The organism is Nostoc sp. DedQUE08, from assembly GCF_034530895.1.
Classification (GTDB): Bacteria; Cyanobacteriota; Cyanobacteriia; order Cyanobacteriales; family Nostocaceae; genus Nostoc.
The window spans coordinates 210,520-228,626 of record NZ_JAVRCD010000004.1 but is presented as its reverse complement, the minus strand read 5'-3'; the positions used below and the strand labels follow the sequence as shown (position 1 = coordinate 228,626).

The 18,107-nt window shown below is 44.3% G+C and carries 3 protein-coding genes; all 3 read right to left on the bottom strand.

Annotated elements, in window-relative coordinates:
* Positions 1–41: 41 nt before the first annotated feature.
* The 3 genes from RMY64_RS04490 to RMY64_RS04480 all read right to left on the bottom strand — a co-directional run bounded on the left by RMY64_RS04490 (position 42) and on the right by RMY64_RS04480 (position 18,038).
* Positions 42–1,400, bottom strand: coding sequence for a glycosyltransferase family A protein (locus tag RMY64_RS04490; RefSeq protein ID WP_322699415.1), 1,359 nt, complete (start codon positions 1,398–1,400; stop codon positions 42–44).
* Positions 1,401–2,325: 925 nt separating this feature from the next.
* Positions 2,326–7,170 (bottom strand): thioester reductase domain-containing protein, encoded by a 4,845-nt coding sequence (locus RMY64_RS04485; RefSeq protein ID WP_322699414.1) that lies wholly within the window; start codon positions 7,168–7,170, stop codon positions 2,326–2,328.
* Complete coding sequence (locus RMY64_RS04480) at positions 7,167–18,038, bottom strand: SDR family NAD(P)-dependent oxidoreductase (protein ID WP_322699413.1); 10,872 nt, start codon at positions 18,036–18,038, stop codon at positions 7,167–7,169. The genes RMY64_RS04485 and RMY64_RS04480 overlap by 4 nt, the downstream gene beginning before the upstream one ends.
* Between the last annotated feature and the right edge of the window lie 69 nt (positions 18,039–18,107).

The following is an 18,107-nucleotide window of genomic DNA, read 5'->3' as shown; positions in this document are numbered from 1 at the left end:
TCCTCCCGACGCTGTGTGTGATTGGTTGTTTTGTGACGCGCTTAGATCGAGGGTTTAAGACCCCTATTTTCTAGGCTTTTCGTAGGGTAAAGCTCTTTAGTTAGTTCCAAATCATCCTGGGTCGAATTTCCGTGGAGTTTGCTGTAACTGAGCCGTAAACTCTCAAGACGCAAGCGCAAGTCTCCAATTGCTTGTTCAATTTCCACAAATTTCCAGCGCGAAGCCCAAATTTGTTCTGACTGCTGGCGTTCTTCGACTTGTTCAAACAACTGACCAAAGGTATAAGGTTGGGTTAATTTTTCTAAAAGCCATTGGACTGAAACTCCCAGCATCTCTGCCAAGGATACGACGCTATTGCGATCTGGTTGATAGCCATTAAGAACGCACCACCACATCACTCGTAATTGACGGCGGGCAACAAAACGAGTTTCGATAGCCCCTGCTGGCTCGACTACAAATGGTTGTTGTTGCCGTCCCATTTCTATCCATTCATTCAGCTGATTTGCTAAACCAACATTGGTACGTCCAATTTGTCTGGCCGAAGTTACTACTCGCACTAAAGAACTATGGCGAAAACGGGCATTTACCCGTACCAAAGCACGGTAAAAAGCTTCATCTTCAGGAGTCCGCACTGGTGGTAAGCCTCCCGCCAGTGCATACATTTCTGCTGTTACTGCCAAACTTGCTCCATAGTGTTGATAGTGGCGGGGAAAGCTGTCATCAGGGTCGGGATCGAGATAAGTTTCTAACTCGGTTATTAAATAGTGGTAGCCCACTTCACGCAGATAGCAAGCTCTGGCGTAAGGGTGTAGACCCGCACGACCAGTGCGTTCAACAAGAATTCGCCCACCTACAGCATCAGCACCACAGTTAATTTCATACAGATTGGCAGCAATCCAAGTTGGGCTTACCTGCGAGTCTCCATCAGTTGAAGCGATTACCCCCCTTGTGCGTCCTAAGCTACACAAACGGCGGTGTGCTTCATCCATTAAAATCTGACGCACTCGACCAATATAAGCTTGTGCAGGAGGCAGAGTTTTTTCCACTACATGCAGTGCTATATCTGGATGTTCTTGGGCGAAACTCCGGGCTATAGCTGCTGACTCATCGCTACAATTATTTGCCAACAAAATTATCTCGTAGCGTCTGGGATCTAAAAGCTGTCCTTGTAAATCAACTTGATGTATCAGGGCAGTAAGGGTTGCTGCCAACATCTGAGCTTCATTGCGAACTGGAACAATTACACAAACTTCGCAATGCGGTGACGGTGGTATTTGGACTAAAGTTTGAGAAAAGTCTTTACCCTGCTGTACAGATGGAAAGTCAGCAACGAAGAGCAAGCGTTTACTTTCCATAAAAACCATTTTTCCATCTCCAGAAGCAGCTACACAAGATTTCATCCACGATCAGAAATTATTAATATTTGTAACTCTATTTTGAATATTTTCTCATTTGTTTTGGATCTACCTACAGTATGATTAGTGTTGATTAAAACTCTCCAAACATCAGCTATTAAAAACTAAAGTCTGTCTGCTCTAACTCAAAGCTTTACTATTCAAGGCATATTTTTATATCTTTTTGCTAACGTCAAATTTCCGACGAGAAAATCATACTTAAATTATCTGTCTATTTTAGTTAATTGTTTTACTAATAATCCGTTTTAAGAATGAGATGAATAATATAACATATTATTAAGATTTATATTTTAATAAAAACTAATCAAACCGAAGCAGATTTATGCAAAAACTTAAACGCATGATTAATAACCTGCTTTTTGGTCGTTATAAACATTCCTTGGGTAATTCTAAAAGCACATCTGTTCTTAATTTGGATCGGCTCAACCTTTGTAGAAAATTTAGCTTGGTCGTGTTATGGCTGCAATGGTCGAAAGCATACTAAAACCAGCTATTGCAATCCAGAAACAAAACTTGAGGTGGCACTGTTTCATCCTCGTCAGCAGCTTTGGTCAGAGCATTTTAGCTGAAACGATGATTTTACACAGGTTATTGGTAAAACTCCCTGTGGTCGAGCAACAGTGTCAGCTCTGCAATTAAATCGGGTTGGAGTCGTTAACTTGCGTCGCCTTCTGACCTCGGCGGGACTGCATCCACCGCCATAAGAATCTTGGTAGTGGTAAATATCTAGCGATCGCTAATTCATTCTCATTTTAAGGTTTCATGGCATTAAACCCTCACAGCACGCAGGTTTGACATAATTCCTTGCCACGTAAAAAACAACCAGAATCTACTTAACATTGCCAACTTTCATGCCTGAAGCCTGCTTGTTTTCAACTCAGCATTCCTGCGTTGTTTTTTGCTGCTTAGTCTAAATTCCGCTGAAAAATCCACTTTTCTTGAAGTAGCCAAAGTAGATATTGAGTAATTCGGTGTTTATTGTTGGATAAATAATATTGGTGTCAGCAAGTCCAGTCAATGTATTTTGGCAATCAAATGCTGGTAACTGCACGTTCTTTAATAATTGTTCGTCTAACAATGGCAGAAAAGCATGTAAAGCATTTGGAATATTGTGTTTCGCATTGTGTAGCAATTTAGCATACCACTCATGGTAAGAAACTTGCTCTAGCGAATAACCTAAAGACCGAACTAACTCACACCATTTACCCCAAGACAGACAATCAGGAGAAACAAGGTGAAATGCCTTGCCGAAGGAGTCAGGGTTTTGAGAGAGGTGGACGATCGCTCTGCTACCATAATCAACTGGGGTCAGATCGAGGGGGAATTCCAAATCCGGCACCATACCTAGTTCGATACAGCCTTTAGTCAGGCTGCAAAAGAAGTCATCCACATTGGCGATTCCCGTTTGGCTGTGTCCAGAAATTGCACCTGGTCTGTAGATACATACAGGAAGTCCGCGATCGCGTGCTTGCATGACCAGCTTTTCTGCCACCCATTTACTTTGTAAATAACCCCCTTGCAACCCTTGAAATTCTGCCAATTCATCGGATTCTGGAATGGAGTTAGCGTTTGCATAAGCAGGAGCCGAAAAAATGCCCAGCGTCGAAACAAAATGCACGGGTTTGACTTTCGTTTGAGCGCCTAGACGCAAAATCGCCTGAGTTCCCAGGACATTGGCTGCTTTGAGTTTGGCGTAGGGATAAAGAAAATTGACGACAGCACCATTGTGATAGATGACATCAATTTCCTCGCTAAGTTGATGGAATTGTGACTCGTTCAGACCTAAGTTGGGTAACGCCAAATCACCAATGACTGGAACGATCCGGGAGCGAAACTTTTCTTGCCAAAGTCCGTATGCTTGCAAATGGCTTTGGATACGTTGGATGCCCTGTTTTACATCTTGCGCTCGCACTAAGCAATAAATATTAGCTGTGGTCTGTTGCAGGAGTTCGTCTACTAAATACGCACCGAGAAAACCGGTTGCTCCAGTTAAGAAAATCGCCTGGGGTTGAGCGATCAACTTGAATGGTGTAGTTGGACGAATTGCCGGATCTAAGACAGCTTCTACTGCCAAATCGATCGCTAAATTGGCAGCCATTCCTGTCTGAGCGATCGCTTCAATGACTTGAGCCACTCCCGCAATTGTTGGGACTTCTAATAATTGATGAATGGGTATGGTCGCTTGTAAGGTTTCTCGCAACCGAGACAGCAGTTGCACTGCCAACAAAGAATTCCCTCCCAAATCGAAGAAGTTATCGTAGATGCCGATTGGGGATCTGTGAAGTAAGTTTTGCCACAGGTCAGCTAAGTGTTTCTCGGTTTCGGTGCGGGGTGCAACAAATGTCTGATGCTGTTGTTGGTATTGAACTTGAGACTCTTCCATCTGCTGGAGAATCTGCTCTGGTGTATGCCAATCTGAAGCAATTTTTTGGAATAAGGTGGTGTAATTGGCGGATTTTTGGGGTATTGCCCGATCGCTTTGCGTTAAATTCCCTTCAGATGCCGAATGTTTTGCTTCTTTGTCTAATCGTTCAGAAGCAATAGCGATCGCTCGACAATCATCTGCTGATAACTTATAACAATAGCTTTCTGCTAAACGTTCCTTGTCAATTGCTGTCAACTGTTCGAGAAATTCGCCAACAGGCTGGTTTTTGGAACTGGGTTTGTAAATAATATCGATTTGCTTTAGTCCGCGTGCCAGGGCAATTTTACCCAGGAAGTTGAGCATTTGATATTCAACTCCTCTGCCCAACACTCGACAACTGAGTAATAAAGTATCTACCACCAGGGCTGATGCTGTGGCCTGTACCATCATCATACCCACCAAACCATAATTACCAAAGCGGTCTTTTACATCCACAACATAGCAAGTATGAGTATCTAACAGGCAAAAGGTTTTGATTTCAGCCGACGTTCTGCGTAAGGTGGTGGTATTAAATTGATTTGTTCGCTGCGTTAGTTGAGCAACACGATCTACCTGGGAGGGCTGCATTTCCATAATATCCACTTGCAGATTGAGGCTATTGAGGAAATCTCGCAACGTGAGAGATTCGTTTGCCGCTTGCTGACGTTGGCGATTTTGCTGGTAAACAATCGTTCGCTGTCGATCCTCTACAGTGATCTTGAGACGATCGAATGCCCAGATATGAGCCAGGAATTCGGGAATTTCAGTAGCATTTGTGGGCAATTGCAGGGTTAAAACTTCTGGACAGTGATAGCGGACTTGTGCGCATTCGATCGGATTGTCATCAATAAAGATGAAGCTATCTAAACTCAGCCCTAGTTCTTGAGACAGCAATTTCAAGTTTTCTGATTTAGTCTGCCAATTAATTTGCCAAGCCGCCAAATGGTGACGCTTTAGCAGCATATCGGAGCGTTGGTCTAATACAGCAAAGACATCTGCTTGATTATTTTTGCTGCACAGACATAGCAACATCCCGCGATCGCACTGCTCAATCATAAATTCTTGCAATGCTTGATAGGATGAATCTATGACAATGCCCTCAACTCCATCCTCGCCACAAACACCTTGCCATAAGGTTTGATCGCAGTCTAAGACAATTACTTTATAAGGCGGTCTATGTAGGCAGTGAATTTTTCTCGCCAACATTGTTCCTAATGCTGTGAAGAATGCTGGCGTAAATGGAATATGTCCGATTTCATCGCTATAAGCATCATAGAAGTTAGTTACTGGGTAGCTTGTTGCTAACTCCTGATAATTAATAATATGCAGTCCACTAATATCGGCAAGTTCTGTTAATAAATTTGCTTCCAATGATTGCAAAAAATTTGCTATTTCTGCATCAGCAATTATTGAATTACTTGGCAACAAACAAAGCAAATGGGGAATTTGAGTTTGTTCGCAGGATTGACGTAATGCTATAACTAAATCCTGAGTATTGCGCTCAAGAGAATTCTTTTGTTCGTTACTAGATAACTCTTGTGAATCCTGTAACCTAATCCAATCTTCTAACCGCACTAGAACAATATTGACTCCCGTTTCATTTTGCGATAAAAGACTATCAGGAGTCAGCAGTTGTTGGAAAACCTGGTTATAGGGAGCAAAGGTGATTTGTGAGGGTAAATTGAGTTGCTGCATCCAGAATTTTAGAGAATCTGCAACCGAATCGGCGGTAAAAGTAGCTGCGATCGCCAACTTTTGCTTTTGATATCGGCTCCTAGCTAATCTTGCTTTTCTCTCAAGGTCTGTTGGTAGTCTCAATTCATTGAGGCAAATATCTTTTGACTCAACCCATTGTGCTAAAATTTGGAATAAAGCATTACCAAAAGCGTCGATTGTTTCACTTTCAAATATGTCGATGTTATATGCAATTCCTATTTGTAAATCTGCACCGACTTCGTAAATATAAGTATATAAATCTAAATCAGTCGGCCCCCAAATCCCCTCATCAATCAATGAAAACGTCAGATTGGGTAAATTTGTTAGGTCGCTTGGTAGTTGGCTGTTGACATAGCTTAATCCGGTGCGGAATGTTTGAAAAAAGGGAGTATCTTGGGCAACCCGACTCGACCCCATGACTTCAACGACTTTACCAAAGGGGACATTCTGGTGAGCATAAGCAGATAACAACACCGATCGCACTCGGCTAAGTACTTCGGTAAAAGTGGGATTGCCAGACAAATCTGTACGCAGCAACAAAGGATAGCCAAAAAAACCAATCAGAGATTCTACTTGCGGATGAACTCGACCAGAGGCGGTAAAGCCAATTAAAATGTCTTCCTGCTGAGAACACAAATAAATCAAAGCCTTAAACGCTGCTACGAAAGTCATAAAGGAAGTAATTCCCATTTGTTCGTGACTTCGTTGTTTGATTGCAGCCCACAGAAGAGGATCGAGTTTAAAAAACTTTCGCCGACCCTGGAAATTCTGGAGTGGCGGTCGGGGATGGTCGATGGGTAATTTTAATTCAAATGATGCCCCCTCTAGTTGCTGTTTCCAGTAAGCTAGTTCGCTTTTGAGTGCATCATTGTTGAGCCACTGGCGCTGCCATACGGCAAAATCTCGATATTGGATGGAAGGTTCTGGCAGTGGAGAAGGCTGTCCCTTGTAGAAATGAGTGTAGACTGTCGCCAGTTCTCGAATCCATAAACCCATCGAGATCATATCGCTGATAATGTGATGAATGACGAGCAAGAGAATATGCTCGCGTGCATTTAAGCGAATGAGTTTAATCCGCCATAAAGGAGCGATCGCCAAATCAAAGGGAGCTTCGGCTGCTTCATCGGCAATTTGCCAGAAAGTTTTTAATTGTTCGGTTGCATCTAAATGCTCGAGATTTAAAACAGATAATTTAAACGGTTCTGGTGCAGTGATATTTTGCACGGGATTACCTTCCCACACCCCAAATGTTGTCCCAAAGACATCGTGGCGACGGAAAATTTCATTAAGACTTTTTTGGAGGCAGTTTAAATCTAAATCGCCATCCAGCCGTAAGGCTTGAGCAATATTATGAGCAGATTCTACAGCAGCTAACTGAGCCAAAATCCACAGGCGTTCCTGCTGGAAAGATACCGGCACATTTTGTGTTTGTGAAACCGGAACCAAAGGGATGGAAGCAGCCCCGATTTTGTTCTGATGTAGTAACCGGATTAGCTCTACTTTATTGTTAGCTAAAGCATTTCGGAGATCGGGAGTGATAACTCCTTTAGGTGCTTGAATGCGGAGTTGTTCCCCATCAACTAATAATTTCACTCCCCGGTCTGAAAGTTCGGCTAAAAGGGCATTTAGGTTCATAGTATTATTTCTTCCACATCCTCAGTAATTTCCATCGCCGAATTTTCGTTGAGTCCCTGTAAAGCTAGCTGTTTTAATAACAAGTCTGCTAGTTGGTTGATGCTGGAACCTTCAACAAACTTTTCTAAAGAAAGGTCAATTTTCAGTTCTGTGATGATCCGATTGCGGATTTCGATCGCCATCAAAGAATCTAGTCCCGCTTTGCTCAGTGCTTGATTAGCATCGACTCGATCCACAGAACAACCCAACACTTTGGCAATCTTTTCTTTCAGGTAAATGGTTAAAATCTGCAAGCGATCGCTGAAGTTATGAGTTTGCAATTGCTGCTGAATTTCCATCGGCGGTGGTGATGTCGATTGAGTAACCGCCAGTTGAGAAAACTCTGCCAAATATGCCGGACAATTCCCCGGTGAGAATTGCTGCATAAATGTCAGCCAATTGAGCGGCATCACACCTACTTGAGCAACCTCCCAAAAAAAGCTCTGCTCTAAAGCCTGTAAACCTTGGGATGGCGATATCATTTCCATTCCCTGATGTTGGAGTTGCTTACCGAACTGACGCTCGGCGGCTGCACCAATTTCAGCCCAAGCTCCCCAGTTAATACTCAATCCCGGTAATCCCAATTGATGACGATAATGTGCTAGAGCGTCTAAAAAGGCATTGGCAGCGCAGTGGTTAGCTTGACCGGCAGAACCCAAAACAGAAGCAGCCGAAGAAAACAAGATGAAGAAATCGAGCGGTAAGGTTTGGGTTAATGCGTGCAGATTCCAAGCACCTTGTACTTTCGGTGCCATGACTTGATGAAAGCGCTCCCAAGTTTGCTGGAGTAAAACTCCGTCATTCAAAACTCCGGCTGCATGGATAATGCCGCGTAGAGGCGGGTGGCTGCGGCCAATTTCTGCCAATACCTCCGCCACTTGTGACTGCACAGACACGTCAGCTTGCATTACCATCACCGATACACCTTGTGCCTGAAGCTGCTGAATCTGGCGATCGCTGTGTTCGTTTGTCCCTTTGCGTCCCATGAGAACTAAGTGCTTTGCCCCACGTTCTACTAACCAATGGGCAATTAGCAGTCCCAGTCCCCCTAATCCACCAGTAATTAAGTAGGTACTATCTGAATGGATGGGGATATCTGCTCGATTATGAGAGTTACGATAAGGAACCAGTCTTGCCACTTGACGCATCCCATTACGGAATGCAATTTGGTTCTCTCGATCTGGTGATGTCAACTCTGTAAATAGTGCATCAAGGGGGTTTTGAGTTAGCCGATAATTTTCTTGGAGGTCTAAATCTATCAAGCGAAGCTGTAATTCTGGGTGTTCTTTGACGATCGCCTTCCCCATTCCCCATAGGGGCGATTGAACTAATCCAGCTTTATCGGCAACTGCTCCTTTAGTTATTACCCATAACTGAGGTGGCGTTATACCCATCTTTTTAACTAGCGCTTGCACCAAGTACAGAGTACTGCCACAGCCAATACGGGTTGCTGCTTGCAAATCTTCGACGCTTAAGGTTGGTGCAGTTTCTCTAGTCTCCAGGCTCCACAAATGTACTGCCCCTGAGAGACGCGATCGCTTGCTAAGTATGTGCGAAACCAACCGTTGAAAATCTTCCGGTTTCTGAGGATTAATCCTGAACTCGAACTCACTCAACAGTTCGTATTCCTGTCCGGGAAAAACTAGAGTACAAGTATCTCCTCGTTCTTGAAACCGTCGAGCAAGTTTCTGACTGATACCTTGACTATCTGCTAAAATTAGCCAGTTTTGTGGTATATGGCTCTCGGTTCCTTTTTGGGCAACGATCGCAGCCTGAGCCAGGGAACCGATGACTTGATTTTTAGGTGCGATCGCCACCGCCGATGTAAATCCATTCGCTTGCAACACATCTTGCCACTCGGCACTACTTAAGAGCGGGTAATTCGGTCGCAACCAGCGATCGGCAAACAACCACCAACCTGGGGTCAAGCCAAAGCTCAGATCCAGCCAACAATGGCGATCGGTGACTTCTAACATCACCAGAATTCCGCCTGGTGCTAATAAGCTGTGGACGTGGGCCAATGTTTGTTGTAAATCTGGTGTCGCGTGCAGGACATTGGCTGCCAGAATCACATCATATTGTTGCCCTTCCAAGCCTTGAGTCGCTGGATCTCGGCTGATATCTAAAGATTGATAGCGGACAAATGGGTAATCCCGAAACTTCTCCCGTGCTTTGGCTGCAAACAGAGGTGAAATGTCTGTGAAGGTGTATTCAGCTTGATAATTATTCAATTGCGGCAGAATGTAAGCGGTTGTGCTGCCAGTTCCCGCTCCAATTTCTAGCAAGCGGATCTTGCTTTTCTGTGGTACTCGCAGCAGTGCTGCGGAAACTGCCTTTTGCACCAATGTATTCATCACTCTAGCAGCTGGGGCATCTTGATACAGTTGCGTCAGCAGGGTGAAATCACCATTGGGAAATAGTAATTGTAGCGGGTCAAGTTTTCCCTGAAGTACCTCTGGTAAGCTGGCACCACAGCGTTCTACTAGGGCGATTTCAGTATCTCCGGTAGGGAATCGGGCTAACAATCGCTCTGGTTGCGGCGTTTGGCGATCGAGGGCGCTAATTACTTCCCAGTGATGTCTGCCGTTGACACAATCAAGAGGTCTGAGCCACCCTGCTTCAGTCAAAATATCCAGAAACCGATGTAGCAGTTGGTGATACTGGCTAATCACCCCCAACTGTTCTGCTATTTCTGTAAAGGAAAACTGCAATCCGAGTTGAAAGTCCCATCCTAGTTGTTGTAAGGCACTGATTACATAAGACACACTGAGGGCTTCGAGTTGGGGTAAAAATTCCTCGTTTGATGAGGTTGTTGTTAAAAGTTCGGCTAATTGAGGAATCAGGTTTTGGCTGATGTCCTTGGGATTGAGCAGGTAATCCGGTGAGAGCGATCGCCCCATTCGGGCTTGAGGTCGCCACTCGATTTGATACAACCAATCTGGCGGAACTTGAGGAGAAGCTGTCAATGTTCCCGAAGCGACCCTTTGAAGTTGCAGACCTTCAACAACCGCTATAATCTCACCATCATCTGCAACTAATTGCAAATCGCTAATCAGTGTTTTGTTACTGTTCTGGCTAGGATGTACTTTGGCGATGCTCCATAGTCGGTTGCTGGGGCGATCGCAAACTTGCAATCGCTTGATGGCGATCGGCACATAAGCCTCTTTGCTACTATCTTGTGGGAATTTAGCTTGCAAAACCTGAAAACAAGCATCCAAAAATGCTGGATGAAACTGATAGATATCTGTTTCTAAAACACATGTTTGGGGTAACTCAATTTCCCCTGTTACTACTTCTGAATTCAACCACAACTGTTTAACTCCCCGAAAACTAGCACCATAATCAACTCCCCGTTGAAGAAACTGTTGGTAATGTTCGGTTTGGTTGTGGGAAGCTACTTGATTGGGGAGCCAGTGCGTTGCAGAAAGTTCCAGCGATGGTTTGAGATTGGATGCGGTGACATTTCCAGAAACATGCAGCATCCAAGATGGTGAATCTTCTTCATCTAATTCACAACTAAAAATTTCAAAGGAATATCCTTGTTGTTCTGTTGGCTGAAGAATTAGCTGGAGCGTTTTTTCATTTTCTGATAGAACTAATGCCCGTTTATATAAGACATTTTCTAAAATTAAATTTTTGGATTTCAAAACCTTAGCTGCTGCCCCTAAAACCATCTCTAGATAAGCCGTTCCTGGCACGATTACTTTTCCGTAAACGCGATGTTCAGCTAAAAAAGCAGGGAAATTAGAATTGATTTCGGTCTGGAAACGAATTTCTTTCGAGTCTGCCAAGTGCAATCTAGAACCGAGCAGAGGATGAGAAGATTTGAGATTTGCAGAGGGAATTTGAAAATTTTTGTGGCTACTGTCTTTGTTTGGTTCAACCCAAAAACGCGATCGCTCAAAGGGATAATTCGGCAACGCCACGCGCCGATGCTCAGATCCCCGATGAAACTCCGACCAATTCACCGATATTCCCTGCTCATACAACGCCGCTAAACTGCCCAACATCTGCTGCCAATCTGATTCTTGCGATTTGAGGCTTCCTAGCCACAGATGTCCCGATTCTGGGATACACTGACGACCCATGCTTACCAAAATTGGGTGCGGCCCCACTTCCAAACAAGCAAAATTTCCTAACGCTGACAGGCTGACAATACTCTTAGCAAATTGCACTGGCTGCAACACGTGCTGCACCCAGTACTCAGGCGTGCTAATCTCCACTCCTGCCAATTGCCCTGTGATATTAGAAATAAAACGAATATTCGGGTTTGGTGTACGGTAGCTCACTTGCTGCGCAATCTGCCCAAACTCTGCCACCATTGGTTGCATCAACGGCGAATGAAAAGCATGGGAAACTTTCAGTGACTTTGTTTGCACTCCTGTTGCTTCTAAGATAGCCACAGCCGATGCGATCGCCCCAGCCGCACCAGAGATCGTGATTTGTCTTGGTGCGTTGATTGCAGCGATCGCCACCTCCGGCAATGAATCAATTACCGCAGATACTTGTGCCAAATCAGTAAATACCGCTACCATCGCCCCTGTCTGCGGTAGTGCTTGCATCAATTTCCCCCGTGCAGCAATGAGTTTCAATCCATCTTCCAGACTGAATACACCTGCAACAGTTGCGGCAACATATTCGCCCACACTATGACCCATAACAACACTAGGTTTGATACCCCAAGATTGCCATAGCTCAGACAATGCATATTCCAGAGCAAATAAGACAGGTTGCGTGTAGCCCGTCTCATCCAGAATGTGATGCCCTAAGTTCTTTTCCCTTTCCCCTTTCCCCTTTTCCCTTTCCCCTAATGGATACAGCACTTCTAACAATGGTTGCTCTAATAATGAGTCCAGGATTTGGGCACAGCGATCGAGAGCTTGCCGAAAAACAGGTTGGGTTTCGTAAAGTTCTCGTCCCATACCGATATATTGCGAACCTTGTCCAGTAAATAGGAAAGCTACCCCTGAAGCCTGAACGCGAGTGCGCGAATTTTCGGCAATAAATGTTGTGAGTTGATTTCTCAATTGTGCGGGTGAATCGGCAACCAAAGCCAGCCGATAGTCAAAATGCGATCGCCCCACATTACTCGTATAACAAATATCCCTCAAACATACTTCTTTCTGAGACTCCAAAAACCCCACATACCGCCGAGCTAATTCCCGTAACGCTGTCTCAGTTTTTGCCGAAACCGTCAATAAGGATTTTGGATTGTCATCAGCATCATCCAATCTAAAATCGGAGGGCGCTTCCTCTAGAACAACATGAACATTCGTACCGCCAACACCCAAAGAAGTTACGCCAGCCCGCCGAGGCGTTTGGTCTGTTTGCCAGTCTGATAGAGTTGTATTTACATAAAATGGGCTGTTAGCAAAATCAATCTTGGGATTGGGATGTTTAAAATTTAGGCTAGGCGGCAGCAATCCGTGCTTGAGTGCCAAAACTGTTTTAATCAATCCTGCTATGCCTGAAGCTGTATCTAAATGTCCGATGTTAGTCTTTACAGAACCAATGGCACAAAATTGTTGCTTCTGTGTTTTGCTACGAAATGCCTGGGTTAATGCTGCAATTTCAATCGGATCGCCGAGAGTCGTTCCGGTTCCGTGAGTTTCGATGTAAGTAATAGTTTCTGGATTAATATCTGCGATCGCTTGCGCTTGGGCAATCATTGCTGCCTGTCTCTGAACGCTGGGAGCCGTATAGCTAATTTTTTGAGAGCCATCGTTATTAATCGCAGAACCCTTAATCACGGCGTAAATATTATCTCCATCGGCGATCGCATCTGCCAATCGTTTCAACATCACAATGCCAACGCCATTGCCGCCAACGGTTCCTTGTGAGTTAGCGTCAAATGCTCGGCAGTGACCATCGGGTGAAAGAATCATCCCTGGCTGATAGCGATAACCAGATTTTTGAGGTACGGCGATCGCAGCAGCGCCAGCCAGAGCCATATCGCATTCTCCCTGAATCAAACTCCGACACGCTTGATGGACGGCAACTAAGGAAGTCGAGCAAGCGGTTTGCACGTTGACGCTGGGCCCTTGCAAGTTGAATTTGTATGAAACCCGCGTGGGGAGAAAATCTGTACCATTGGCGATCGCTAGTTGCGAGTCATCAACGTGTTCTAGGCGATCGCGATTTGGGTAAAGATTGTGATTCCAGTAAGTTCGACCTGCATAAAGATTCATCCCCATGCCAGCATAAACCCCGATTAATCCTGTATAATTTGCAGGATCGTAACCAGCATTTTCGAGTGTTTCCCAAGCACACTCTAAAAACAGCCGATGCTGCGGGTCGAGGATTTGAGCTTCTTTGGGCGAGATATCGAAAAATGCAGCATCAAATAAATCTATGTCAGATAAGATACCACTAGCTTTTACATAATTGGCATCATTCAAAGATGAAGAATCGATTCCGGCTAACTCCAGTTCTTCATCGCTGAAGAATGAAATCGATTCCACGCCATTACAGCAATTTTCCCAGAATTCATCGAGTGTTTTGGCTCCTGGAAAACGCCCGGACATACCGATGATGGCAATTTCTAATTGCTGGGTATCTTTCATCTTACCCAAACGATGGGATGGCGATAATTGCGATCGCTCCGGCAATGGCATTTGAGCTTGATTTAGAAACTCTGCTAAGGTCTGAATAGTTGGATATTGGAACAAGTCAATCAGTGACAGATGTTGCCCAAATTGTTTTTGTAAGCGATCGTGAACCCGAACCAAGGTGAGCGAACTACCACCTAATTCAAAAAAGTTGCGATCGATACTCACTGAAGAAATGCCGAGTACGTCTTGCCATATTTGAGCTATCTGGCGTTGAATGTCAGTTTGGGGCAAAACTACTTGCCAAGGTTGGTTGTGCTTCTGATTGCTGCCAATAATTTTGGCAATGTCTATCGTACCCGTTTGTGTTAAGGGCATTTCCGCAAGGTGTACAATTTCACAATGGCTAGGAGTCCCAAAGCGATCGCTAACTCTCATTTGCTCCCAACCATACAACCCTGCACTATCCACAGTGGTAATATAAGCGGTTAATTTATTGACGTTATCGGCTTCTGTCTTCAGATATCGACGAATATGGGGATTACTGCCATTTAAACCAATAATTAGCTGCGGTTGATGACGCGATAAACCTGCTAGTAAGGAACGCCAGCCCTGTTCTTGAGTGATACTCTGATACCCCAAGCGATGAGCTGCTTCCCGGCTGTGGATGGGGTTTCCTTCGCTCATACCAACATCATCCCACTGGCTCCAGTTAAAGCAGTAAGTCTCAGGATGGTAATGGTATTGCTGATACTGACAACAACCATCTAAAAAACTGTTGGCAGCAGCATAGGCACTAAAGGTTGCTCCGCTAAACACACTATTTACAGAAGAAAAGCCGATGAAAAGGGCATCTGGTCGATTCTGAATCAGTTGAAAAAGCGTCCAAGTGCCCTGAACTTTCGGACGTAGCATGGTACGAAAACTTTCTAGTGTAGCCACAGCTATCCAGTGATTTTCCATCACCGTCCAGTGGTGTTTGAGGTCGCCTTCACCTGCGAGATGAATAATTCCTGCCAAGGGTTGATTCCATCTCAACTCTGCCTCAGTGACAGCCTGTTGCAAGCAAGTTAAATCGCAGATATCAACAGATTTGTATAATAAATCACCACCTGTTGCTACAAGCGAGCGATAATTTTTTAGTCGCTTGGCGATCGCTGTATTCTGTTCGAGATGCTGCGACCATTCTGTTTCTGGTGGCAAATTTGTTCTGCCAACAATCAGCAATCGCACACCAAATTGCTTAAGTAAATATTGGCAAACTGAAGCCCCAATTCCACCCAACCCGCCTGTTACCAGATAAGTCTGCCCTGCTTTAATTGGTATTTCCTGGGTTGGACTAGCAAGCATATCAACTTTGGCGAGTGACGAGACTAGCCGTTGACCTTGACGATAAGCAATTTCACTATCATTTTTAGTAATATTTAATTCTTTAAACACATATTTTGCATTTGTTTCCAGTGACCCAATTTCTAAGTCAATATGCCGACAGTGCAACCAAAATAGTTCTAAAGGAATTGTTTTCAATAATCCGATAAGTGTGGATTTTTCATAAGCGATCGCATCATTGCTGCTAGTTAACTGGACGTTGTTAGAAATGACTTGTAACTGAATGTCTATATCTAGTAGTTGGTGTTTTTCCTTGGCATTTGCTAAGGCTTGCACTAAAAATAGAATGCTATATAACCCTAAGTATTGGGCGCGTTCTAGTTCCTCTAGGCTAGAAACTTGACCCGCAGACTCGTTATAAGTCCATAAATGCAAAATCTGAGTGGGAATATTCGATGCCAAAGACTCTAGTAACTGCCGATAGTGATCGGGATTTTCGGGATTGATGGTAAAGCGATCGCCTTGCTCAGATTTGATAAAATCTGTACCTGCTGTAACGCAGATATAAGATTGATTATTGCGTTCGAGTTCTGTACACAGGTAATTTCCTAAACCTAAATCATCGAGAAACACGAGGTATTTCTGAGTCGGAAGTTTAACTGGCTGCCGATGTTTGTGATTTAACTGCTTAACACACCAAATTCGGCGATAAAACCAGTCAGGGATTGTGTTGGCATTGCCACTGAGGATATCAAACTGACGCAGGATAGGTTTAAATTCACCTGATTCAAAGCGTTTAACCAATTGCGATCGCTGGATCTTACCAATGGCCGTTTTCGGAATCACAGCTTTTTCAACTGGAATTACATAGCTGGGATTGATACTACAACGTTGGACTACTTTTTGACGAATGGTTTGCATCAACGTTGCAATTTCGATTTCATTCGCGCCACCTGCATGGAAGAAGATAGCTAGCTTTTCTGAACTTTCTCCATCGCGGACTGCAACTGCGGCAGTGTAGGAAACAACTACACCTGCAATTTCTTCAACAACTGCTTCGATTTCATGACTATAGTAATTTAAGCCGTTGACGATAATAACGTCTTTCTCTCTGCCTGTAATTGTTAAACGTCCTTGTCGTAAGAAAGCTAAATCTCCCGTCTTCAACCAGCCATCTTCTGTAAACACCTCTGAATTCAGTTCTGGTTGACCAAAATAACCTGATGTTACTGTCAATCCTTTTACTTGCAGCCTTCCGATAGCTTCTTCTTCAACGAGCTGGTCTTGAGCATCAACTATCCGCAGAGAAAATCCGGGAATCGGCGCTCCAACTTCTACGAATGCATCTTCATCTGTAGTTGATTCTCCAGAAAAGTTGTGAGAGTAAGTCACTCCCGAACAAGTTTCAGCCATTCCCCAAACGGGATGTATTGCCGTAGTCGGGAGTCCGTGCGCTGTCAGCAATTCTAAAAATCTTCTCGCAGTTTTGCCGACAATAGCTTCTGCTCCGTTCAAGATGTATCGCACTGATGATAAATCCCAATGCCCCTGAGAAAGTTCTGCTTCAGCAGCGTTGATTAGTCCATAGGCAAAATTCGGTGCAAAGGTTACACTCACGCGATAATCAGACATCCAATCAAGCCATTTCAGGGGTTGTTGCAACACCCAATCGGTGACGGCATGAATTTGCTGACAACTTATATAGACATCCCGAATATGAAAATACACTAATCCGGCAACGTGATCGAGTGGCATCCAGTTTAAGGAAACATCTTCTTGGGTAAATCCATTCATCTGGACACTCGCAGCCGACCGACAGATGAGACTGCGATGGCTTTGCATAACTGCTTTCGGCGTACCTGTACTGCCAGAAGTTAGAAACAGCACTGCTAAATCATCAGCCGCCGGAACATACCAGTTAGGATCGGGATGGTAAGATTGCAACTCATTGAGGGTAGCGATCGCCGAATTGTCAAGTGGCAAATCTATCAGGGAACCTCTCAGTTCAGCTGCTAATCGATCGCTAGTCAGGACTAAGCTTGGTTCTAGTCTTTCCCAGATTTGAGCTAATTTATTAACGAAACCATCAGAGCGATCGTAACTCTGAGGAACGGATAAAGGAATTGGGATGAATCCGCCCAAAATACAGCCCCAGAAGGCAGGAATGAAGTCTTGAGGCCGGTCAAATTGAAAAATTATTCGATTTTGAGGTACGAGTCCTAATTTTCTTAAACCCGCCAAAATCCGTTGAGCTGCGTCTAATAAATCTTCGTAGGATTGGTTTTGGCAAGTATCATCGGGTTGGATGTAAGTAATTCCTTTTGAAGTTTGTAACGCTGCCCTTTGGAGTAGTTCGGCTAAGTTAGTGGTTGCGTCTGTTTCCAGTTGTAAAGGTTCGCCATGACTAATTGCTTTGGCTTTTCGCTGAGAAATCTGAGATTTTGAAGGCTCAATTTGTTGATTTACGCCAGAATCCTCTAATTGAAAATTGAGCTTTGTTGTTTGAGTATCCGCTAGTAAATCCCAAACGTGTAATGGTGGCAGTTGTTTTGTCTGGTTTTGTACGATAACTGCGACTTGCTCGATCGAGGGGAGCGATCGCAAAGACGATTCCCAGCGATCGACCAAATCTATGTCAATCACGGCTAAATCAGTTAGATGGCGATCGTCAATCAGTCCCTCACTTGTGAGCGGCAATCTGGATAACCAAACGTAGGATTGAGGCAGGATAGTGTTTGGCAAATGAACCTGCAAATATGCATTTAGCTGTGCCAACGAACATTTTCCTGATGCAACTACGTAGGCTACTAACCACATATCTGCGGTTTCTGTTTCTCGGATTAATACCCGACACTCTTCAATTTCTGGATGGTTCAGGAGCGCAGTTTCCAGTGCTGCTTGGTCTGCTAAGTTTGCCTGAAAACCATTGAGGGTATTAATTTTCTCCAACATCTATAAGCTCCAAACTAACTTAGACACGTTTGCTGTTGCGGGATGTCTTTACTTCTACAAGCAACCCTA

Excerpts from the sequence above, each read along its gene's own strand:
- RMY64_RS04490 (WP_322699415.1), bottom strand. The coding sequence starts at position 1,400 with ATGAAATCTTGTGTAGCTGCTTCTGGAGATGGAAAAATGGTTTTTATG.
- RMY64_RS04485 (WP_322699414.1), bottom strand. The coding sequence starts at position 7,170 with ATGAACCTAAATGCCCTTTTAGCCGAACTTTCAGACCGGGGAGTGAAA.
- RMY64_RS04480 (WP_322699413.1), bottom strand. The coding sequence starts at position 18,038 with ATGTTGGAGAAAATTAATACCCTCAATGGTTTTCAGGCAAACTTAGCA.